This window comes from Chryseobacterium sp. WLY505 (genome assembly GCF_030846215.1).
In the GTDB taxonomy this organism is placed as follows: domain Bacteria; phylum Bacteroidota; class Bacteroidia; order Flavobacteriales; family Weeksellaceae; genus Chryseobacterium.
On sequence record NZ_JAVCWI010000001.1, the window covers coordinates 1,102,033 to 1,123,481 of the forward strand.

Annotated in this window: 19 protein-coding genes; 13 read left to right on the forward strand and 6 right to left on the reverse strand. The window is 37.0% G+C overall.

Annotated features, from left to right (window positions below; genetic code table 11):
• The first annotated feature begins 9 nt into the window (after positions 1–9).
• From RAH34_RS05125 to RAH34_RS05150, 6 genes are all read left to right on the forward strand, one after another.
• Complete coding sequence (locus RAH34_RS05125) at positions 10–3,408, forward strand: T9SS type B sorting domain-containing protein (protein WP_306595371.1); 3,399 nt, start codon at positions 10–12, stop codon at positions 3,406–3,408.
• Between the two features lie 204 nt (positions 3,409–3,612).
• Entirely contained in the window at positions 3,613–4,407 is a 795-nt protein-coding gene (locus tag RAH34_RS05130) for a hypothetical protein (RefSeq protein WP_306595372.1), read from the forward strand.
• A 286-nt stretch (positions 4,408–4,693) separates the two neighbouring features.
• On the forward strand, positions 4,694–5,458 hold the full coding sequence (locus RAH34_RS05135) for a DUF6759 domain-containing protein (protein ID WP_306595373.1): 765 nt from the start codon (positions 4,694–4,696) through the stop codon (positions 5,456–5,458).
• 96 nt (positions 5,459–5,554) lie between these two features.
• Entirely contained in the window at positions 5,555–6,232 is a 678-nt protein-coding gene (trmB, locus tag RAH34_RS05140) for a tRNA (guanosine(46)-N7)-methyltransferase TrmB (protein ID WP_034692928.1), read from the forward strand.
• A gap of 17 nt (positions 6,233–6,249) precedes the next feature.
• Positions 6,250–6,951, forward strand: a complete 702-nt coding sequence (locus RAH34_RS05145; protein WP_306595375.1) for a DUF6759 domain-containing protein — start codon at positions 6,250–6,252, stop codon at positions 6,949–6,951.
• Positions 6,948–7,388, forward strand: coding sequence for a DUF6759 domain-containing protein (locus tag RAH34_RS05150; protein WP_306595376.1), 441 nt, complete (start codon positions 6,948–6,950; stop codon positions 7,386–7,388). The genes RAH34_RS05145 and RAH34_RS05150 overlap by 4 nt, the downstream gene beginning before the upstream one ends.
• A gap of 283 nt (positions 7,389–7,671) precedes the next feature.
• Here RAH34_RS05150 and rpsB read toward each other — a convergent pair whose 3' ends face one another.
• The 3 genes from rpsB to rplM all read right to left on the reverse strand — a co-directional run bounded on the left by rpsB (position 7,672) and on the right by rplM (position 9,489).
• A complete protein-coding gene (gene rpsB / locus RAH34_RS05155; protein ID WP_034692922.1) occupies positions 7,672–8,433 on the reverse strand; it encodes a 30S ribosomal protein S2 in 762 nt (253 codons plus the stop codon).
• Positions 8,434–8,640: 207 nt separating this feature from the next.
• Positions 8,641–9,027: a 30S ribosomal protein S9 gene (rpsI, locus tag RAH34_RS05160; protein ID WP_002976218.1), complete on the reverse strand. Its 387-nt coding sequence runs from the start codon at positions 9,025–9,027 to the stop codon at positions 8,641–8,643.
• A gap of 6 nt (positions 9,028–9,033) precedes the next feature.
• Positions 9,034–9,489: a 50S ribosomal protein L13 gene (gene rplM / locus RAH34_RS05165; protein ID WP_002976217.1), complete on the reverse strand. Its 456-nt coding sequence runs from the start codon at positions 9,487–9,489 to the stop codon at positions 9,034–9,036.
• A 348-nt stretch (positions 9,490–9,837) separates the two neighbouring features.
• On the opposite strand from rplM, the gene RAH34_RS05170 reads away from it, so the two are divergent.
• Positions 9,838–10,935 (forward strand): DUF3667 domain-containing protein, encoded by a 1,098-nt coding sequence (locus tag RAH34_RS05170; RefSeq protein ID WP_306595377.1) that lies wholly within the window; start codon positions 9,838–9,840, stop codon positions 10,933–10,935.
• 38 nt (positions 10,936–10,973) lie between these two features.
• On the opposite strand, the gene RAH34_RS05175 is transcribed toward RAH34_RS05170, so the two are convergent.
• Positions 10,974–11,306, reverse strand: coding sequence for a hypothetical protein (locus tag RAH34_RS05175; RefSeq protein ID WP_062675912.1), 333 nt, complete (start codon positions 11,304–11,306; stop codon positions 10,974–10,976).
• Positions 11,307–11,562: 256 nt separating this feature from the next.
• Here RAH34_RS05175 and RAH34_RS05180 point away from each other — a divergent pair, with 256 nt between their 5' ends.
• The 4 genes from RAH34_RS05180 (at position 11,563) to RAH34_RS05195 (ending at position 17,573) form a co-directional block, all read left to right on the forward strand.
• Positions 11,563–14,910, forward strand: coding sequence for a methylmalonyl-CoA mutase family protein (locus tag RAH34_RS05180; RefSeq protein ID WP_306595379.1), 3,348 nt, complete (start codon positions 11,563–11,565; stop codon positions 14,908–14,910).
• Between the two features lie 71 nt (positions 14,911–14,981).
• Positions 14,982–15,692 carry a diphthine--ammonia ligase gene (locus tag RAH34_RS05185; protein WP_306595380.1) on the forward strand — a complete coding sequence of 237 codons (711 nt, stop codon included), beginning with the start codon at positions 14,982–14,984 and terminating at the stop codon, positions 15,690–15,692.
• A gap of 213 nt (positions 15,693–15,905) precedes the next feature.
• Complete coding sequence (locus tag RAH34_RS05190) at positions 15,906–17,018, forward strand: serine hydrolase (RefSeq protein ID WP_306595381.1); 1,113 nt, start codon at positions 15,906–15,908, stop codon at positions 17,016–17,018.
• Between the two features lie 30 nt (positions 17,019–17,048).
• Positions 17,049–17,573 carry a 2'-5' RNA ligase family protein gene (locus RAH34_RS05195; protein ID WP_306595382.1) on the forward strand — a complete coding sequence of 175 codons (525 nt, stop codon included), beginning with the start codon at positions 17,049–17,051 and terminating at the stop codon, positions 17,571–17,573.
• Positions 17,574–17,603: 30 nt separating this feature from the next.
• Here RAH34_RS05195 and RAH34_RS05200 read toward each other — a convergent pair whose 3' ends face one another.
• Together RAH34_RS05200 and RAH34_RS05205 are read right to left on the reverse strand one after the other, a co-directional pair.
• Positions 17,604–18,962 (reverse strand): M64 family metallopeptidase, encoded by a 1,359-nt coding sequence (locus RAH34_RS05200; protein ID WP_306595383.1) that lies wholly within the window; start codon positions 18,960–18,962, stop codon positions 17,604–17,606.
• A gap of 2 nt (positions 18,963–18,964) precedes the next feature.
• On the reverse strand, positions 18,965–19,450 hold the full coding sequence (locus RAH34_RS05205) for a hypothetical protein (protein ID WP_306595384.1): 486 nt from the start codon (positions 19,448–19,450) through the stop codon (positions 18,965–18,967).
• 100 nt (positions 19,451–19,550) lie between these two features.
• On the opposite strand from RAH34_RS05205, the gene ruvC reads away from it, so the two are divergent.
• Positions 19,551–20,105 (forward strand): crossover junction endodeoxyribonuclease RuvC, encoded by a 555-nt coding sequence (gene ruvC / locus RAH34_RS05210; RefSeq protein WP_034692903.1) that lies wholly within the window; start codon positions 19,551–19,553, stop codon positions 20,103–20,105.
• Positions 20,106–20,256: 151 nt separating this feature from the next.
• On the forward strand, positions 20,257–21,327 hold the full coding sequence (locus RAH34_RS05215) for a DUF4407 domain-containing protein (protein ID WP_114822220.1): 1,071 nt from the start codon (positions 20,257–20,259) through the stop codon (positions 21,325–21,327).
• Positions 21,328–21,449: the final 122 nt, after the last annotated feature.

Here is a 21,449-nt window from a genome sequence, read left to right on the forward strand (position 1 = left end):
TAATACTGAATGAAGAAAATTCTATCTTTTTTATTTATATTTTACATTTTCACCTCTTCTTTTGCCCAACTGGACAGAGAACATTGGTTTGCTCCGATGGTAGACAGAACCGGTGCTCCCAATCCTTATCAGAAACTGTATTTATCTACCAGCAGAACGACTCCCTTCCCAGTAAGCATTTACAATAATAATGTTTTGATTGGTACAGTAGTCATCAGTAAGAACAACCCACAGAAATTTGATGTTTTAAGAAATTATATTATTACCACACAGCAAACAGATCTGTTTACTCCTACGACGAAAGGATTATACCTTAAAGCAGAATTTCCTTTTTATGCCAATTTAAGATTCTCAGTATTTAACCATGCTGAAATCATTACTTCCAAAGGAATTCCCTCTACAGGACAAAAATTCTACGCAGCGTCCGCTCCTATCTCTGTGAGCAATGGTATTTTAAATTTTATGACCAGCATACTGGCTACTGAAGATAACACAACTGTCACCATCACCGGGTACAGCCCAAATGTTCAGTTTTCTAACGGAATGACTGGAGCGACCAATCCGGCAATGACTTTCACTTTAAACAAAGGACAATCTTACATCATTGACGGAATAGGGAATCTCACTGGAAATGTTGATGGTTTCATTGGCTCAAAAATTACTTCAAACAAGCCCATCAATGTCACCAATGGAAATTTTAACGGACAATACGCAGGAAACTTCCCTTCCAGCTCAGATATTTTAATGGATCAGGCAGTCCCTGTCAACAGACTTGGAAATGAATTCGCACTCGTAAAAGGTAACGGTCCTATTGGTTCTCATATGGAAGGGGCTATTGTTATTGCTACTGAAGACAATACTCAGATTTTTGTCAATAATGAAATTCCACCATTAGCAACCATCAATGCCGGAAAATACTTTGTCATCCCGGATTCCAAATATATCCTTCAGGGAAACGGACATTACAACTTGTATCTTAAAACATCACAAAATGCTTATGTATACCAAATTTTAGCAGGAGATTCCAATGTAGGAAATGAAACAGCCACCGGAGGATTTAATTATATTCCTGCTTTGAACTGTTATCTGCCAAAGCAAATTAATGAACTTGGCCTTATCAATGAAAATTTTGTTCATTCCAATGGTAATCCCGGAGGTATTCTAAATATTCCCACAAAGCTGAATCTTATTACGGAAAGAGGAGCTAACATAACAGTAAACGGAGCGAATCCACCTGCAATAACCGGTCCTTACAATATGACAGGTACAACGAATTGGGTTACTTACGGCATTCCTAATGTAACAGGTACTATTACTGTAGTTTCAGATAAAGCGATTATGGCTGGTATCACTGCCGGAAGTGATGCTGTAGGATACGGAGGTTTTTTTGCCGGCTTTCCTACACAGCCTGTTATTTTACAATCCGGAGGCGGCTGTATTCCCGGGATGGTTCTAACCGTTGACCCTTTAATATATGATACTTATCAATGGTACAGAAACGGGACTATCGTCCCGGGAGCTACCACATCATCAATCACCCCTACACTACCAGGATATTATACATGTTCAGTCACAATGGGAAGTTGCGCTCCCCTGGTCACAGAACAATTTAAAGTTCTGAACTGTACAAAACTTACCAATACCTCTTATACCGTTTGTAACTCCAAAACAATAATTCCTGCGTTCACCAGTTCATCACAGACTCCAGCTCCAAGCACTGTAGCCATTACAACAGCTCCTTCATTAGGAACAGCAGTTGTAAACCCTACTACAGGTATTATTACTTATACTGTAAATACTCCCGGAATATCAGGAACAGATACATTTACTTATACATTCTGTGGGAATGACCCTGACTTCCCTGATTGTGAAACAGTTACCGTTACTATGAATATTCAGGCTCTTTCGGTAATGAATACAACCCTGTTTGCCTGTGATATCAATGGACAGGGAACCTTCAACCTGACAACAGCAAATGTTACCAGTAACTCACCGGTTACTATTACGTATTACCCTACCCTTTTGGATGCTCAGAATGAAAATGCCGCAGCCTTGATAACCAATACAACAGCCTATACTGCACCCAATGGTACAATCATATACGCTGTTGTTAATAATAATATTGGCTGTAAAAATATTGCACAGATAACGCTATCACTTTTTAACAAAGCTGTTGTAGCGGATAATTATAATGGTGTCTTCTGTGATGATAATCTGGATGGAACAGTGACTGTTGTGCTTTCCAATATAACCCCGATTGTACTTAATAATCCAAATTACTTTCCTAATGTAAGATATTATGCCAATCTTGCAGACGCCAATGCAGGAAATAACAATACGCTCCCAAACAACTGGAGCTATACAGCAACTACAACCATTTATATCCGGGTAGATTCCCCGGACGGATGTGCTTCTGTAATCAAACCATTACAATTCAGTATCGGAGCAAAAATAACATTGATCACAAAAACCGTCACAGAAAGTACTTGTGACGATGACTTAGATGGGATAAAAAGTGTCAACTTAGCTCAGTTTATTCCTCAGTTTACATTAGATCCGAATGTTACTTTTACTTTTCATGCAACGTTGGCAGATGCTCAGAATGATGTGAACGCAGTTTCATTACCAGTTAATATTACAACTTCACAGACTTATTATATCCGTTTTGAAAAAAATGGGGTTTGCCCTGAAATAGGTACTCTGAAAATAAATATTAAAATTCCTAAGAAATCAGATATTTTAACAGACACGGCAATTTGCCCGAAAACCACTACCACCCTTAATGCAGGGCCTGGTTTTGAAAGGTATTTGTGGAGTACAGGGGCAACAACTCCTTCCATCACCAATGTAGCACCGGGAAGTTATTGGGTAGAACTCACTTTCAATGGCTGTGTTTATAAACAATATGTAAATGTTACAGAATGGCCGCTTCCTGTCATAACCTCTATTGAAATCGATGGAACAACGGTAAAAGTTGGAGCAAGCGGGGGTACACCTCCTTATGAATATTCCTTAGATGGTGTAATATGGCAGAGCTCCAATGTTTTTTACAATGTACCGAGAGGAGCTCATAATGTATTTGTAAGAGATTCTAAAATGTGCGAGGATGTTAAAAAATCATTTGCCATTATTAATCTGATCAACACGATTACTCCGAATGGAGACGGCGTTAACGAAGGAATAGACTATTCTGCTTTAATGAAGAATGATAATCTTGTATTCCGGATCTTTGACAGGTATGGGGCAGAAGTCTTCAGAGGCACTCCTGAAAACAGATATACCTGGGATGGAAGAATCGGTGGCAGATATGTTCCCACAGCAAATTACTGGTACTTTATCACCTGGACAGAATATGGCTCCAACCTTATGATAAAATACACAAGCTGGCTGCTTGTAAAACATAGGTAACCACAGAAAACCGGAAGAAAAAGCAGTGAAAACTTCAGCACTCTTTTCTTCCGGTTTTTTTATGTAAATGTTTTGTTTATTACATGAATGGCAAGTTTCTAACACTCCTTAACAATTAAATCCCAAAGTTTAATATAACTTTAACCACTATTCTTCATCTAACTACACAGAATTGCTTTATTTCTATGTAATTTTGCGCATTATATGAAGAAACTGTTTACTCTACTGCTATTGGTTTTTCTGGCAAAAATTAATGCACAAATATATTCCGGCGAGGTATTTCTGAGAGACAACTCTATTTTATATCTCAATCAGGTGTATGTCACCAACCTGAATACACAAAAAACCGTTCTTACGGACTACAATGGTAATTTTAATATTCCCGCCAATACCGGGGATGTCATCCGTTTTACCTCTATTGTGACGGAAAGAAAGGATATCAAACTGACTCCTCAGTCTATGGCGCAAAAAAATCTGGTTGAACTTAAAATTGCCTATTATGAAATTCAGGAGATTGTTCTCAGCAGATTTAAGCCTACCGGAAACCTCCGGTATGATGTGAACTCTTTACGAAAAGAAGACAAAGCATATGCCCTTAAAAAAGTAATCGGGCTTCCCGAACCCAAAGGAGATGGAACACCTCCGGAACTTCCTGTTGCCGGACTTCGGGATGGAGGACTTACCTTCAGCCTGGAAAGTATCTATGATATTCTTTCCGGAGAAAGAAAGAAAAAACAGCGTTATCAGGCTTATGAAAGGATGAACAGCTCCATAGCACAGATCAAAAATTATCTGGGAAAAGATTATTTTGCAAAATTTAAAATACCGGAAAATTTAATTGATAATTTTCTTCAGTTTGTTTACAGTTCAGAAAATATCCAGGCTTATGTATTGGCGGGCAATTTTGAAGCAGTAAAAATTCCTATTGAAAAATACCTTCCTATTTATCAGAAAAGACTAAGAAGTTCACACCTTCAGGAAGTAGTTGGCAGTAATTAGAATTTCCTTTAAAAAACAAATTAAAATATCTTATAACTCATGCACAGTGCATGGGTTATTTTTTTGTGGGTGATGATAGCAAGTCATCCTTAAGCATATTCTTACAGTATGAATTATTTAACTTTTACGCTATAATATTCCTTAATATTCAAAAATATGTTTAATTTTATCTCACAAACAAGTGTTTAAAATAAAAACACGGGATATTTCGTTATCAAATAAAAAACTAAGCAACCAAAACGCAAATTAAGAGTGAAGCACCCAATTTCTAACTTAATATTAATTAATGAAAAAAGTACTTTTACTTCTTGGCTGTATGTTATTCTTCACGGTATCTGCCCAAAAGAAAGGGAAAGATTATAGTGATATTCTAAAAAGTAAGAATATCTATGAGATCAATGCCTTTTTAAGAGATGCTCATCCTGATGATCCCCGAAGATCTGTTTTGAAACCCAGGGTAATGGAAATGATGAAAGAGTACATCAAAAATGCACATCCTGCTGATCAAAAGGTAAAAGACATGCAGGAAATGCTTGCTATGCTGAGAAGGAGGCCTTCTACCAAAATTACTTTTGATGAAATGAATGCCATCATCAAACAAAAGCAAATTGCAAAATACAAAGCTGAGCTGGCTGCAAAACAATCTACTACAGTCTATACACCCAGTACTGCTCAAAATACATACGTTGTAAACGCCAGTGCCAATGCCGCCATTCCTAATACTGAAGCAGAAGAATTCAATATGCTGATGGCTGTTTCCCCTGTGGAACATAAAAACAGGACTGTAAAAATCTTAAATTCCTTATTTGATAACGATCCCAATGCTAAAGAATGTATTGTTTTGATTCGAAATAAATCAGACTGCAATATTATTGTAAGAATGGAAGGCGTAGGAACTACCAAATACAGGCTGGCAGTTCCTGCACAGGGTGAAGGCTCCATTGTGATAAGTAAAGGACAGTATCTTTTTACCAGCCTGGTTTGCGGCGCACAATATGCTTCACAAAAAACAATTGAAAGACCCATTATGGTGGCCTTGGGAGGCCAGTAATACAAACTAAATACGAATGATTCTGATGTCTTTTACTACCAAAAGACATAGAGACTCCATAAATTTTCACTATTTTTGCACTCATTTTATAACTCAATGGGCAAGAATAAATTAGCAAGATTTGCAGAAAACAAAATATTACCGAATGTAATCCAGCCAACCAGAGAAGACGCTTTAAATGGTTTCGATCTTAAAGGAAAATGGAGAGATAATTTCTTTAAAAATGATAATCCAATTGTATTGGAACTGGGCTGTGGAAAAGGAGAATATTCTGTAGGACTTGCAAAAACATTTCCTGAAAAAAACTTCATCGGCGTAGATATCAAAGGAGCCAGATTTTGGTTTGGTGCTAAAGAAGCTGTGGATAACAACATGACTAATGTAGCGTTTTTGAGAACTCAGATCGAACTGGTAGATTATTTCTTTGCTGAAAATGAAGTAGACGAAATCTGGATTACATTCCCGGATCCACAGATTAAATACAAAAGAACAAAACACAGATTAACCCATCCGGATTTTTTAAACCGATATAAAAAATTCCTGAAGCCAGGAGGAATCATACACCTGAAAACCGATTCGGAATTCCTGCATGGATATACACTTGGATATTTACAAGGGGCAGGCTATGAGATTATTTCTGCCCACCATGATATCTATGGTGCACCAGAATATGATCCTAATACGGAACATTTGAGAGACATCAAAACGTATTATGAAGAGCTATTCTCAGCAAAAGGAAAAACTATTACTTATATCAAATTCCGGATAAGCTGATGAAATAAACAAACTTGATGAAAAAAAAATTTTTAACGATTTTATTCTTCACATTTCTTATTCCCCACTTTACACAGGCTCAGAAAAGCAGTAAAGACATTTTAAAAAGCACAAACATCAAAGAAATTGAAGAATACCTGAAGAACGCACACCCTGACGATCCTAAAAAGACTGTGCTGAAACCTAAGCTCATTGCTTTAAAAAACACAGAATGGACAAAGGGAGCGCTTACGGCCAAACCTATGGAAGCAAGACCCGTTATTGCAGACATTCCTAAAGGTGCAATGAGAAATCCTAATTCTGACGATGCGGAAGAGTTCAAAAAGCTTATTGCTGAAACATCTGCTGAGTATAAGGAAAAAACAGTAAGGATATTGAATGCAATGTTTAATGAGGATATTCACCGTAATGAAGCGATTCTCTTATTCAAAAATAATTCTGACTGTAATATTGTATTGCGGATAGAAGGACAAGAGTTTTACAATCTTGCTGTTCCTTCACATGCAGAAAATTTCATTGTACTAAAGAAAGGTTCATATACCTTGAGCAGCAATATCTGTGATATGAAATATTCCTCTCAGAAAGATATTAAAAAAAGTATATTTGTAACGGTAGACAATCCAAAACCTGCCAACACTGGACTGAAATCTGCTCAAAAGGAGCCCATAACGGAAAAGTCAGAGAAAAAACAAAAGTCAAAAAAAAATAGAATAGGATGAAAAAACTATTAGTTCTTACCGGAATTTCATTGATTCTTGCCAGCTGTAATGTCAATTATGGGGGCTATCCGGGAAGAACATCCTACCCTTATCCTGCTAATAATTCAGGGAACAGAGCCAATACAGAACGAGAGTATAACGATCTTATAAAGACTTATAAGCCGGAAACAGCAGAAGTACTTAATGATCTTCTCAACAGTGATGATCCCAAAAATCCCAGGACCTCTATTTCCGTGGAAAATAAATCTCCTTGTAATATGGTCCTTACGGTAAGTGGCGGCAATTTTTTCAAGAAAATTCCTATTGGCGCAGGAAAGATTGGATATACCATGGTTCCTAAAAATCAGAACTACAGATTATCCGGAGTGGTTTGCAACTCTACTTACCAGTCTACAAAGTTTGTCACAACTTCTTATTCTATAAAACTTTCAAACTAACATATAACCTGCAGGATCTGCAGGTTTTTATTTTTTTGATGAAATCCACACACGAGGTGACTTAAGAACAATCAAAGGAGGCTACCGAAGCTGTATAGACGGCTGTAATATCGAAATAGGTGAAATGTGCTGTAGCGGAGTATGCAGAATAGGAGTTATTGTTCCGACTACAGATCCTGACCTGCCTGAATTGATGGTATGTCCTAAGAAGCCTTAATTATCAAACAAAAAAAAACGCTGGACCGAAATCCAGCGTTTTTCCTATATTAAAGAAAATCTTCAATTATTCTGCATCGAAATCAGCATCTGTATCAGCAGATACTTTTTCTCCTTCTTCTTTAGATTTTTCTTTATCAGCTTTTCTTTGAGACTGACCTTCTTTGATAGATTCAGAAACTACGCTAAGGATCATATCAATAGACTTAGAAGCATCATCGTTTCCTGGGATAACGAAGTCAACTTTTCTAGGGTCAGAGTTTGTATCAACGATACCGAAAACTGGAATACCTAGTTTCTTAGCTTCAGTTACCGCGATGTGCTCTCTTAAGATATCAACTACAAATACAGCAGATGGAAGTCTCACCATGTCAGCGATAGAACCTAAGTTCTTCTCAAGGTTAGCTCTTTGTCTGTCAACTTGTAATCTTTCTTTTTTAGATAAAGTTTCGAACGTACCGTCTTTTTTCATTTTGTCGATAGAGTTCATCTTCTTTACAGCCTTTCTGATAGTAACGAAGTTCGTTAACATACCACCTGGCCATCTTTCTGTAATATAAGGCATATTAAGTTCAGAAGCGTGTTTTGCAACTACTTCTTTCGCTTGCTTCTTAGTAGCTACGAAAAGAACTTTTTTACCTGCAGAAGTTAATTTTTCTAATGCGCTGCACGCTTCATCCAATTTAACTGCTGTTTTATGTAAGTCTACAATGTGAATACCGTTTTTCTCCATAAAAATGTATGGAGCCATATTTGGATTCCACTTTCTCGTCATGTGACCGAAGTGTACGCCAGCCTCTAAAAGGTCTTTTACATTTGCTTTTGCCATGTTTTCTGTTTTTGTTAGTTTACTTTCCGTCTTTTAAACAATCAACAACTTCTTTAGATGGGAGAAGCGTTTGGATGCTAAACGTAACGGGCAATTGGCGGTTTGCTTTTTGCTTTTGGCAATGGGCTTTTCGCCGAGATTAAGTTTAAAAAAAATTTAATACATTCCTGTAGCCAATAGCCATAAGCCATCTGCCAACGAGAAATCTTAACGTTTTGAGAATTGGAATCTCTTTCTTGCTTTTTTCTGACCTGGCTTCTTTCTTTCCACCATTCTTGCGTCTCTTGTAAGTAAACCAGCTGGCTTCAATGCTAATCTGAACTCAGCGTTGATTTCGCATAAAGCTCTAGAAATACCTAATCTGATAGCCTCTGCCTGACCTGTATTACCACCACCGAATACGTTTACGGTAACGTCATACTGACCAACAGTCTCAGAAAGGATAAACGGTTGGTTTAATTTGTAAACCATCACGTCTGTAGAGAAATATTCTTTAGCATCTTTACCGTTTACTGTAATAACACCAGAACCTGGTTTTACATAAACTCTAGCTACAGAAGTTTTTCTTCTTCCGATTTTGTGAACTATAGACATAATTAATTATTTAAATTCGTTAACATTAATTGTTTTTGGCTGTTGAGCTTCATGTTTGTGCTCAGTTCCTTCATATAAATAAAGGTTCTTAAGGATAGCAGCTCCTAATCTGTTTTTAGGTAACATACCTTTTACAGACTTCTCTAATACCTTTAAAGAATCTTTCTTTTGAAGTTCAGCCGCAGTCATAGACTTCTGTCCACCAGGATATCCTGTATGCCAGATATAAGTCTTATCAGCCCACTTGTTTCCGGAAAGTGTAATTTTCCCAGCATTCAAAACGATTACGTTATCACCACAATCTACGTGAGGTGTGTAGTTCGTTTTGTGCTTACCTCTCAAAATCTTTGCAACCGTAGAAGCTAATCTACCTAACGGCTGTCCTTCAGCGTCTACCACAACCCATTCTTTATTAGCAGTAGCTTTGTTCGCTGAAACAGTTTTGTAACTTAATGTATTCACACGTTTTAGTTAAAGATTAAACATAATTTACCCCTAAAAGGGTGTGCAAAGGTACAAATTATTTTCGTAACCCAAAAACATATTTTATTTAATCTATATAATCTTCACTCTACACCCCTCTATCAATAGATTTTAACATTATTTATAATTTTGGCACAAATCTTGCGAACTCATGAGCCGATGAAAAAAACACTTCGTAGATTCTAGAAACACCAATGAAACAGCAAAGAGTTTATTCCCTCAACTCTTTCTTTTATTAATTTTACCTTAACGATTCCGCTAAAATATTCTGGCATATTTATAATTTCGTTGAAATAATTATATTTGCGGCAATTATATTCCATAATCATGAGCCACGGAAAAATAAGAGATGATAAAACCTGTCTGAACTGCGGACATCAGGTTGAAGAAAGGTTTTGCCCCCACTGCGGGCAGGAAAATATTGAAAGACGACAGCCATTCCATTTTCTTTTCACCCATTTCATAGAAGATTTTACTCATTATGACGGACAGTTCTGGGGAACAGTAAAAAATCTGTTATTTAAACCCGGCAAACTGACGAACACTTATCTCGAAGGAAAGAGACAGAAATTCGTGCCTCCTGTAAAGCTTTATATTTTCGTCAGTTTCATCACATTTTTCGTGTTTGCCCTTTTTCCTATGGTTAATACTGGTTCCCAAAAAGAAGGAAAAACGCAAGATCACAATAAGACAGATCTTTTAAAAATCATGAAGCCAGTCGGGAAACAGAAGCTGATAGACAGTATAAAAGCAAAAAAGCATCTGACTGCAAAGGACTCACTTACCATTGAAGAGCTTAAAGCTGTTCCTGATTCTTCTGAAATAGAAGACATCATGAACATGGACAAAAAAATAGATCCGGATGTAAGTTTTGGAGAATATAAAACCAGAAAGGCCTATGATTCTGCTAAAGCCAAAAACCCATCATCTCTCAGTTTTATTGAAGCTCCCATCGTTCACAAGTTTTTTGAACTTAAAGAAAAAGGGGTCAAGAAAAAGGAGATTATTGCCGGCATGGTAGAAAAGTCATTTCATAATCTTCCTAAAGCCCTTTTCATCTACCTCCCTCTTTTCGCATTCTTTTTATGGGTTTTCCATAGTAAGAAAAAGTGGTGGTATTTTGATCACGGAATCTTTACCCTGCATTATTTCTCATTTTTACTGTTAACCATCTTATTCATATTCTTACTTTCTAAATTGACAGGTCTAACAGACTTCTGGCTGATTAATACTATTTTATATTTAACAATATCATTCCTGCTGTTATATACTATGGCGTATTTCTTTATTGCTCACAGGCGGGTTTATCGCGCCCACGGTTTGGTAAGCATTATTGTCGGAATGATATTATTCACCATTAATTTTATTGCATTCATGTTTTTACTTCTAGGCCTTGCCTTAATAAGTTTCATGATGATCCATTAAATAAAAAGAGGCTTTTCAATGTGAAAGCCTCTTTTTATTTATTTTCTCAACGACTTGGTTGCCCTAAAGCTCGCTATGACATAATAGGCGACAAACACCATGGAAAACTTCAGAATGGATGGAATAGCCAGCTCAAGTTTAAAAATAAGAGTTCCTGCAAAAACCAGAATAGCCATTACTACAAAAGACAGTCCCAGTTTCTTTACCAATGTAATATCCGGAGTATCTAAATAATAAGCAATCCCCCACGCTGCGCCAAAAGCAATAGCATAGTAGAACTCTAAACCGATATTCTCTGAACTTAAAAAGAAATAATTGATCAGGAAGCTTACTGCAGTTCCCAATGCGAAATATATCAACGCTTTTTGCATGTTTGTAAAATATGGTGCAAAAATAGAGAAATTAATTTGAGAATCTGAAGAAGCCTTATTTGAAAATGAAATCGCCATAACTCATTTTAATTCTGTACTTACCGAACCATTCAACTTTCAAACATTTACACACAAAATTGGAGAGATATAATTAAATAATACGAATTAAAAAACTGAAAATCAACAATATAAAATCAAACACAAGGTTCTTTTTTTATTATTATATTTGGAAACTTAGAAACTTTCTAGAATTTTTATGGAAACCCAAAAATATACTCCAACCAACAAGGTAAGAATCGTAACTGCTGCTTCATTATTTGATGGGCACGATGCTGCGATCAATATTATGCGTCGTGTCATTCAGGGAACAGGATGCGAAGTGATCCATTTAGGACACGATAAATCAGCAGAAGAAGTTGTAAATACAGCAATCCAGGAAGATGCCAATGCTATTGCATTAACTTCATATCAGGGAGGTCACAATGAATATTTCAAATATATCTATGATCTGTTGAGAGAAAAAAATTCACCTCAGATCAAGATCTTTGGCGGCGGCGGCGGTGTAATTCTGCCTGAAGAAATCAAAGATCTGATGTCTTACGGAATCGACAGAATTTATTCTCCGGATGACGGGCGTGAGCTTGGTCTTCAGGGAATGATTGATGATCTGGTACACAGATCAGATTTCGCAACGGGAAAAGATGTTACCGCAAAAGATCTTGACGATATCAGTTTTGAAAACCCGTCAAGCATTGCACAGATCATCTCAGCTGTTGAAAACTTCTCCGAAGAAAAGCCTGAGCTTGTAAAAGCAATCGACGAGAAATCTCAAGATCTTACTATTCCAATTATTGGTATCACCGGTACCGGAGGAGCAGGTAAGTCTTCTTTAACAGACGAATTGGTAAGACGTTTCTTACGTTCCAATACAGATAAAAAAATCGCCATTATTTCCATCGACCCTTCGAAAAAGAAAACCGGAGGTGCTTTATTAGGAGACAGAATCCGTATGAATGCGATCAATGATCCAAGAGTTTATATGCGTTCAATGGCAACCAGAGAAAACAACGTTTCCGTTTCTCCGTTTATTCACTCTGCGCTGAACGTATTGAAGCTGGCTCATCCGGACGTCATTATCCTTGAAACATCAGGAATCGGGCAGTCTGGTTCAGAAGTTTCAGATTTCGCTGATGTTTCCATGTATGTAATGACTCCTGAATATGGAGCTTCTACACAGTTGGAAAAAATCGACATGTTAGACTATGCGGATCTGGTAGCATTGAATAAATCCGACAAACGTGGTGCATTGGATGCGCTTCAGGCGGTAAGAAAGCAGTTCCAGAGAAACCACCTTCTATGGGAAAGCCCATTAGATGATATGCCGGTGTACGCAACGAAAGCTTCTCAGTTTAACGATCACGGAACTACAGAATTATACAACAGATTAGTTTCAAAAGTAAACGATAAATTCGCGGATTTAAATCTTAAAACTTTTGTGGAGCAGGAAGTTACAGAAGAAGTAACGATTATCCCTCCGAAAAGAGTCCGTTATCTTTCTGAAATCGTTGAAAACAACAAACAATACGACATCAATATTGAAAAACAGGCTGAACTGGCCAGAAAAATGTATCATATTGAAGGCGTAAAAAATATCATTTCCAATGAAGTTTTGGATGCTGAATACCAAAAAGCAGAAAAAGAGCTTCAACAGGATAACATCGACTTCCTAAAAACATGGGATGATACGAAAAAAGCTTTCCATGCTGAGTTTTATTCTTATTTCGTAAGAGGAAAAGAAATTAAGGTTGAAACTTCCACAGAGTCTTTATCTCATTTGAGAATTCCAAAAATTGCATTACCAAAATACAATGACTGGGGTGATCTGATCAAATGGAAAGGCCAGGAAAACCTTCCGGGAAGCTTCCCTTATACTGCAGGTATTTATCCGTTCAAAAGAACCGGTGAAGATCCTACAAGGATGTTTGCAGGAGAAGGAGGCCCTGAAAGAACCAACAGAAGATTCCATTATGTTTCTGCAGAAATGCCTGCAAAACGTTTATCTACAGCATTTGACTCGGTAACATTATATGGTCAGGATCCTGCTTTACCACCAGATATTTATGGTAAAATCGGGAACGCAGGAGTTTCTATTGCGACACTGGATGATGCGAAGAAATTATATTCCGGATTTGATCTGGTGAATGCATTAACTTCGGTTTCAATGACCATCAACGGTCCTGCACCAATGCTACTGGCTTTCTTTATGAATGCTGCCATCGATCAGAATGTTGAAAAATATATCAAAGAAAATGGTTTAGAGTCTAAAGTAGAAGCTAAGCTGAAGGAAAAATTCGATGATAAAGGATTAGAAAGACCAAAATACAACGGTGAACTTCCTCCATCCAATAACGGTTTAGGACTACAGCTTTTAGGATTAACAGGTGATGAAGTAATCCCTGCTGATGTATATGCAGAAATTAAAGCTAAAACAATTGCTACGGTTCGTGGTACTGTTCAGGCTGACATTTTAAAAGAAGACCAGGCTCAGAATACCTGCATCTTCTCTACAGAATTTGCTTTGAGATTAATGGGTGACGTTCAGGAATATTTCATCAGAGAAAAAGTAAGAAACTTCTACTCTGTTTCCATTTCGGGGTACCATATTGCTGAAGCGGGAGCGAATCCGGTTTCCCAATTGGCATTCACACTGGCTAACGGATTCACTTATGTGGAATATTACTTAAGCCGTGGAATGGATATCAATGATTTTGCACCGAACTTATCTTTCTTCTTCTCCAATGGTATCGACCCTGAATATTCAGTAATCGGACGTGTGGCAAGAAGAATCTGGGCAAAAGCTATGAAATTAAAATACGGAGCAGACGAAAGAAGCCAGATGTTGAAGTACCACATTCAGACTTCAGGACGTTCTCTGCATGCTCAGGAAATTGATTTCAATGATATCAGAACAACTCTTCAGGCGCTTTATGCGATCTATGATAACTGTAATTCACTTCATACCAATGCTTATGACGAAGCGATCACTACTCCTACCGAGCAGTCTGTAAGAAGAGCAATGGCGATTCAGTTGATCATCAACAAAGAATTAGGATTGGCTAAAAACGAAAATCCGCTTCAGGGATCATTCATCATTGAAGAATTAACGGATCTTGTAGAAGAAGCTGTATATACGGAATTCGACAGAATCACAGAAAGAGGTGGTGTTCTTGGAGCGATGGAAACGATGTATCAGCGTTCAAAAATCCAGGAAGAATCTATGCATTACGAATGGCTGAAACACACCGGTGAATATCCGATCATTGGAGTTAATACTTTCTTAGGAAAAGATGGTTCACCAACTGTTTTACCAGGAGAAGTTATCCGTTCTACAGAAGAGGAGAAACAGGCGCAGATTGAATCTCTTCACAACTTCCAGCAAGCCAATGAAAGTAAGTCTGACGAAGCTTTAAGAAAACTTCAACATGCAGCCATCAACCAGCAAAACTTATTTGAAGTGATGATGGATGCTGTGAAATACTGTTCATTAGGACAGATTACCAATGCTTTATTTGAAGTAGGCGGTAAGTATAGAAGAAATATGTAATGTACAGATACAATCATTATAATTTATAAATACATGAAATCTCCCTATTTTTGGGAGATTTTTATTTTACAATGAAACCAAAAGCTTTATTCAACTGGAGCAGTGGAAAAGATTCTTCCCTCGCTCTTTATAAAATACTACAGGAAGGCCAGTACGAGGTCAGTACTCTGCTTACCAGTATCAATCAGGAATTTCAAAGAATCTCTATGCATGGTGTGCATGTTTCTCTGCTGGAAAAACAAGCGGAAAGCCTCGGTATTTCATTAACCAAAATGGAGCTTCCTAAAGAACCATCCATGGAAGAATATCAGCAGATCATGAGTACAACAATGACTGAAATTAAGGCTCAGGGTATTACTCATTCAATTTTTGGAGATATCTTTCTGGAAGATCTGAGAAAATACAGAGAAGACCAATTAAATGCTATTGGTATGAAAGCAGTATTTCCTCTTTGGAAACAAAACACCTCCAACCTCATCCATGAATTCTTAGATCTTGGTTTTAAAACCATCGTAACCTGTGTCAACGGATCTTACCTTGATCAAAGTTTTGCCGGACGAACTATTGATCAGCAATTCATTAACGACCTTCCTGAAAATGTAGATCCATGCGGAGAAAACGGAGAGTTTCATACTTTTACTTTTGATGGTCCTATTTTCAAAAATCCGGTTCAGTTTGAAATTGGAGAAACAGTGAAGAAAACGTATCCTAAGCCCAAAACATCTCCTGACGAAGAAGATGGAGAATATGTTTTCTGGTTTAGTGATTTGATATTAAAATAAGCCTGAGAATATTCTTCCACAGGCTTTTTCAATGTACTATTTATTACAGGAGTTATTTCATTCATAAGACTGAAATATTCCACAAAGATTGATTAAATCAGTATTAAATTGCTCCGGAACCTCATCCTAGCACGCAATTTGCTTCCCTTACTGCTCTTTAGGATATTTTAATATCTTTAAGAGTATCAATCATCATTAAAAAATACAACACCTGTGATCAAAAATTTAGTATTCCTTTCCCTTTTCTGTGCTTTGCTTTCATGCAGTACTACTGAAGCACCCAAAATGACGTATGTTGATAAAAAAGCAATTATAGATTCTACCATCACTGCTTTTCAAAAAACACTTTTAGAACAACAGATTGATTCTACTTTCAAGAAGTACCATTTCAATGGAAGTATTGCCGTTTTTAAAGATTCTATTCCACTTTACAGAAGGGAAAACGGTTATTCAGATTTTAAAAGAAAAACTAAAATTGACAGCAATACTATTTTTGCAATCGGATCTGTGAGCAAACAGTTCACCGCTGTTCTTATTTTGCTCCAGATGGAACAGGGAAAACTGAATGTGACAGATAAAGCTTCAAAATACCTGAAAGAATTTCAGATCAAAGAATATGAAAACATCACAATTCATCAGCTGTTAAACCATACTTCAGGTTTGAATCTGATGGGTGGAAAACTGATGTTCAAAAGCGGATCAGATTTCTTTTACTCCAACGATGGATTCAATACTCTTGGAAAGATTGTGGAAAAAGTCTCTGGAAAATCATATGATGCGAATGTATTGGAACTGTTCAAAAAAGCAGGAATGACTCATTCTTCCACAGGAAATATCTTCAAAGGAAATAATTTTGCCAGTGCTTATGTCGGGACACCTGCCAAATTCTCAGAAGTTCCCAATATGCCGAAAAGATTAGGCGGACCAGAAATAGGGACACCTGCTGGTGGAATATTATCTACGATTAAGGATCTTCATTCATGGAACAATGCTCTGTATGGAGGAAAAATTCTAAAACCAGAAACCCTTAAACTATTCATGGCAAAAAGTTCAGAAAGACATCATGCTATTTTTGGAAAAATGGGTTACGCTTATGGAATTATGCTTAATATCGGTCAACCCAATTCTTATTTCCACAGCGGTTATATAAAAGGTTCTCCTTCCTTAAACATCTATTATCCGGATACTAAAACTTCTGTGATTATTCTGTCTAATATTGCCGATGAAGAAAGAGGAAAAGGAGTGATCTTCAGACCTCATATTGAAGTGAAAAAAATCACTGATCATCTTGAGAATACACTTACACAGCTCAGGATAAAGCATTAATTTCCGGATGTAAAAAAACTAAATTGCGGTATGAAAAAAATGTACTTCATTGCCATTTATCCTCCTCAGGAAATTATTGAAGAAATAAAAGTGTTTAAAGAAGATCTGGCAATAAATTATGCCAATTCCAGGGCTTTGAAAAATGAAGCTCATATTACCCTTTTCCCTCCCTTTTCAAGAGAAATTGAACTGGAGGACGATATTCATATTGCTTTTCAGAAGATCAATACGCAGATAGCCCCCTTTGAACTGGAGATGGATGGATTTGGAAGCTTTCCTAACCCTAAAAATCCTGTACTCTATATTCAGCCAAAAGAAAATGTTCAATTAACAGAGCTTTATCATAGGGTAAAGGAATATTTTAATTTTGCTCAATATTCTTTTCACCCTCATATGACGGTGGGATTCAGAGATCTGACCTGGGAAAATTATCTTAAAGCATGGGAAAAATATGAAAGCACGGAATATAAAACTAAATTCATAGTTGACAAAATACTTCTCCTGCGTCACGATGGACAGTGGGTTCCTATTGCAGAGAAAAAACTGGAAAAATAAAACCGGCTGCTGGAGCCGGTTTCGTTTCATTTATTCTTTGATGATCTTCTGAGAAATAATCAGATTTTTATTTTCTTTTACATTCAACAGATAAGTACCTGCCGGATAGTTTTTAATATCAACCTTTATAGCAGAATCATTCAGTTCAAATCGGGATGGAATAAGCTTTCCCGAGGCATCATAAACTTCTACTTTCACCTCTTTTGAAAAGCCTTGTTTGCCTTTAATGAAAAATTCTCCATCTGTCGGGTTAGGATAAATACTGAAACGTCTCTCCTCAGCTTTTACCTCTGAAAGCTTAAGCGTAGTTTTGCTCAAAGTCCAGGAAACATTGGTAACATGGAGTGTACTGTGATTATCTACTTTCAAAAGCGGATTGTTATCTACTACCGAAAGCGTCAGGGTATTATTTCCATTGTTAAGTTGTCCCGGAGTGATAGTAATGCTGCTTCCTGCTTGTCCAAGAGCCGTTCCGTTTAAACTCCATGAATTGACCAGTGTATTCGGAATAGGAAGGATTTCGTTAACCGTGAAAGTAACATTGGATGTAGCATCAACAGTTGCATTATTTGCCGGAGTATAAGAATCTACAGGAGAAACCAGACTATGAATTTTTTCAATAATTGCCTCTTTACATACGGAGCAGAACTGTTGATTAAGATATCTCATCTCACAACTCTGATGCGGTCGGAACCAGGTTGGGCTTTCAGCATGCGCGTACACTCCTACTCCATTCAATCCTACCCAGTTTTTCCATTTTATCGTTGCCGGATTGGAGTTTTGTGTTTTATTGGGGGATTCCAGCGAGCCTGAAAACCAATATTCATCCGCTAATTTACCAAAAGAATGTCCCAGCTCATGCACCACAATTTCATTGGAAGAACCGTTGAGTGAAGCAAAAGCATAAGTTCCTCCGCAACCTCCGTATTCTGTAGAATTACCCAGCACGTAAGTAATGTCATAATCCGGGATATTGGCTGCCAGAACCTGCCCTACTTTATTGGTTGTATTACTGTAGATACAGCGGTGAACACCAACATCAAAAGTAGATCCGAGATAATTATTGGGATTCGTTACGGGAATCACAGGCTCTGTGACATCTGTTGCTGTTCCAGGATGTTTTACGCCAGATTCTGTAGAAATCACTTTTACTGCATAGGCATTGAAATAGTTTTTATATTCTGTATAGGGACTTTTTGTAAAAAGATAATTGACTGTATTCTGAGCCGATGTTGTAAAGGCGGCTTGCTCTGCTGCGGTAAATCCATCTCCTAAAACTGCAATAACAACTCGTTTACTGTTGTCACCATTCTGTAAAAGAGGAACGGTCTCGAATGACTGTGCAAAACAACTGCTTCCGATTAAAAGGGATAATAAAGTTTTTTTCATAATTATAGTTTTTGTGTGAATAATAATAGTACTCCATCATCAGTTGCTTTTTCAACCTTTACCGACTGTACATTTTCAGAATAAGAAAACCTTGCACTGAATTCCGTATTTTGAAGGGAAGCTTTATGTCTGGAAATCCCTTCTTTTTCATACACCTCCAATTCAGGATTGAAAGGATCTTTCACAAGCTGTTTACCTACTTCTTTTCCGTCAGACCCTGTTAATGTGATCACAAGATCACCCTTACGAACGTCATCTCTTTCAAAAGAAGGTACATGTTTTAGTCTGCCGTTTGCAATTTTACTGCTTTGAAGCGTAATTTTTGCATTTCCTGACTGATCTTTATCTGCCTTGAAAAACAAATAAATAATCCGGTCGCTCTTTGCTGTCAAAGTTTCTGAATGCTTATTCTGAACTAAATTATTTCCCTCTTTAAAACTAAACAAGAGAAAGACAGGAACAATAAGTACGTTAAATACATTTTTCATGATCATTTTTATTTAAAGATATTAAAATTTTAAACATAAACGAAAATGTTTAGTAATACTTTTTTATACTTAAAACATAGAAAGTCATATCTTTGAAGCAATGATTTCAGAGAAAATAATTTTAGGAATTGACCCGGGGACAACGGTAATGGGATTTGGTATCATCTCCGTAAAAAAAGGAAAAATGGAGATGGTCTCTATTCATGAACTCATCTTAAAAAAATATCCCAATCACGAAACCAAACTTAAATACATTTTTGAGAGAACCCTTTCCCTTATTGATGAATTTCACCCTGATGAAGTCGCTCTTGAAGCTCCTTTCTACGGAAAAAATGTACAGAGTATGCTGAAGCTTGGACGTGCGCAAGGAGTGGCTATGGCTGCCAGTCTGTACAGAAACATTCCTATTACGGAATATTCTCCCAAAAAAATCAAGATGGCTATCACCGGGAACGGGAACGCCAGTAAGGAACAAGTAGCAGGAATGCTTCAAAACCTTCTTAAATTAAAAGAATTTCCTACAAAATACTTAGATGCTTCCGATGGTCTTGCCGTTGCAGTATGTCATCATTTTAATTCCGGAACAATAGCAGATACCAAATCATATTCCGGATGGGAGAGTTTTTTAAAGCAGAACCCGGACAGATTAAAATAGCTTTTATACTTCTTTTGTAAATTTTCAAAATAAAAATTAACCGCCTTAAAAACAACATTTTACCCAAACACACATAATTACTTGGTAAAACATAATACTATCTTTTACATTGGTATGATTTTTAGTACTACCTTTGTATAAATTTTCAGTTATGAAAACAAACCAACAAACTATAAATCAAGGAACTCATAAAATAAACTGGTTCCAAAAGTTTCTGATGGTATGTTCAGGCGGGAACATCCATATTTTAAGAAAGACTCCGAGCGAATGGAATAAATTTTCCGGCATTGGAGGCATTGTCCTTTTCACTGCAGTATTCGCCACTTTGTCTGCAGGCTATGCTATGTATACAGTCTTCGACAATCTCTGGGCGGCTGTAGGATTTGGGATTCTGTGGGGTCTGATGATTTTCAATCTTGACCGTTATATTGTTTCTTCTATCAAAAAAACAGGAACATGGTGGAATCAGATTCTGATGGCTATTCCGCGTCTCATCCTTGCTACGTTCCTGGGAATTATCATTTCCAAACCTTTAGAACTTAAAATTTTTGAAAAAGAGGTGAACAAACAGCTGAATACCATTATTCAAAGAAATAAAAAACAGCTTCAGGGTGAAATGAACGGGCGAATTCTTCAACAGAGCGGACCTTTTGAAACAGAAAAGCAGCAGATTTCAGGAAAAATAGCTCAATACCAGCAGGCATATGATTCGGCCTCCGTAGAGCTTGAAAAAGAAATTCTTGGTAAACAATCCGGACTGACCAGTGGAAAAGAGGGTTATGGCCCAAATGCCAAACGTAAGCAACAATTAAAGGAACAGCGCAGGCTGGATCTGGAAAACTATCAGAAGCAGGCAGCTCCAAGACTTGAATATCTGGATAAAGAAATATCCAAGGTATATACAAATCTGGAAACGGAGAGAAAATCTACAGAAACCTTTGAAGATAAGTTCAATGGCTTTGCAGCAAGACTTCAGGCATTGGACGAACTTGGTAAGAATTCTGCAATCATTGGTCTTGCAGCGACTTTTATCATGGGATTATTCATCTGTCTGGAGATTTCCCCGGTCCTGGTAAAATTGATTTCTCATATCGGACCTTACGATTATCTTTTAGAAAAAACAGAAAATGATTTCAGATTGTATTCTAAAGAAAAAATTGAAAAAGGAAATGCACTGACTGATTTCAGAATTGATGATTTTAAGGATCATCTGAAAAATTAAAATGATAATTTACTCTATTATCCGAACGTAGACATTAGAGAAAAAATCTATAATAAATTACTTTTCAATAAATAAAATCTAACCTTTTGTTATATAACGAAAGGTTTTTCTTTTAATTAAGT

What these genes read in the sequence shown, in the direction of transcription:
- RAH34_RS05125 (WP_306595371.1), top strand. Translation starts at nt 10, where the DNA reads ATGAAGAAAATTCTATCTTTTTTATTTATATTTTACATTTTCACCTCT.
- RAH34_RS05130 (WP_306595372.1), top strand. Translation starts at nt 3,613, where the DNA reads ATGAAGAAACTGTTTACTCTACTGCTATTGGTTTTTCTGGCAAAAATT.
- RAH34_RS05135 (WP_306595373.1), top strand. Translation starts at nt 4,694, where the DNA reads ATGAAAAAAGTACTTTTACTTCTTGGCTGTATGTTATTCTTCACGGTA.
- trmB (WP_034692928.1), top strand. Translation starts at nt 5,555, where the DNA reads ATGGGCAAGAATAAATTAGCAAGATTTGCAGAAAACAAAATATTACCG.
- RAH34_RS05145 (WP_306595375.1), top strand. Translation starts at nt 6,250, where the DNA reads ATGAAAAAAAAATTTTTAACGATTTTATTCTTCACATTTCTTATTCCC.
- RAH34_RS05150 (WP_306595376.1), top strand. Translation starts at nt 6,948, where the DNA reads ATGAAAAAACTATTAGTTCTTACCGGAATTTCATTGATTCTTGCCAGC.
- rpsB (WP_034692922.1), bottom strand. Translation starts at nt 8,433, where the DNA reads ATGGCAAAAGCAAATGTAAAAGACCTTTTAGAGGCTGGCGTACACTTC.
- rpsI (WP_002976218.1), bottom strand. Translation starts at nt 9,027, where the DNA reads ATGTCTATAGTTCACAAAATCGGAAGAAGAAAAACTTCTGTAGCTAGA.
- RAH34_RS05170 (WP_306595377.1), top strand. Translation starts at nt 9,838, where the DNA reads ATGAGCCACGGAAAAATAAGAGATGATAAAACCTGTCTGAACTGCGGA.
- RAH34_RS05175 (WP_062675912.1), bottom strand. Translation starts at nt 11,306, where the DNA reads ATGCAAAAAGCGTTGATATATTTCGCATTGGGAACTGCAGTAAGCTTC.
- RAH34_RS05180 (WP_306595379.1), top strand. Translation starts at nt 11,563, where the DNA reads ATGGAAACCCAAAAATATACTCCAACCAACAAGGTAAGAATCGTAACT.
- RAH34_RS05185 (WP_306595380.1), top strand. Translation starts at nt 14,982, where the DNA reads ATGAAACCAAAAGCTTTATTCAACTGGAGCAGTGGAAAAGATTCTTCC.
- RAH34_RS05195 (WP_306595382.1), top strand. Translation starts at nt 17,049, where the DNA reads ATGAAAAAAATGTACTTCATTGCCATTTATCCTCCTCAGGAAATTATT.
- RAH34_RS05200 (WP_306595383.1), bottom strand. Translation starts at nt 18,962, where the DNA reads ATGAAAAAAACTTTATTATCCCTTTTAATCGGAAGCAGTTGTTTTGCA.
- RAH34_RS05205 (WP_306595384.1), bottom strand. Translation starts at nt 19,450, where the DNA reads ATGAAAAATGTATTTAACGTACTTATTGTTCCTGTCTTTCTCTTGTTT.
- ruvC (WP_034692903.1), top strand. Translation starts at nt 19,551, where the DNA reads ATGATTTCAGAGAAAATAATTTTAGGAATTGACCCGGGGACAACGGTA.
- RAH34_RS05215 (WP_114822220.1), top strand. Translation starts at nt 20,257, where the DNA reads ATGAAAACAAACCAACAAACTATAAATCAAGGAACTCATAAAATAAAC.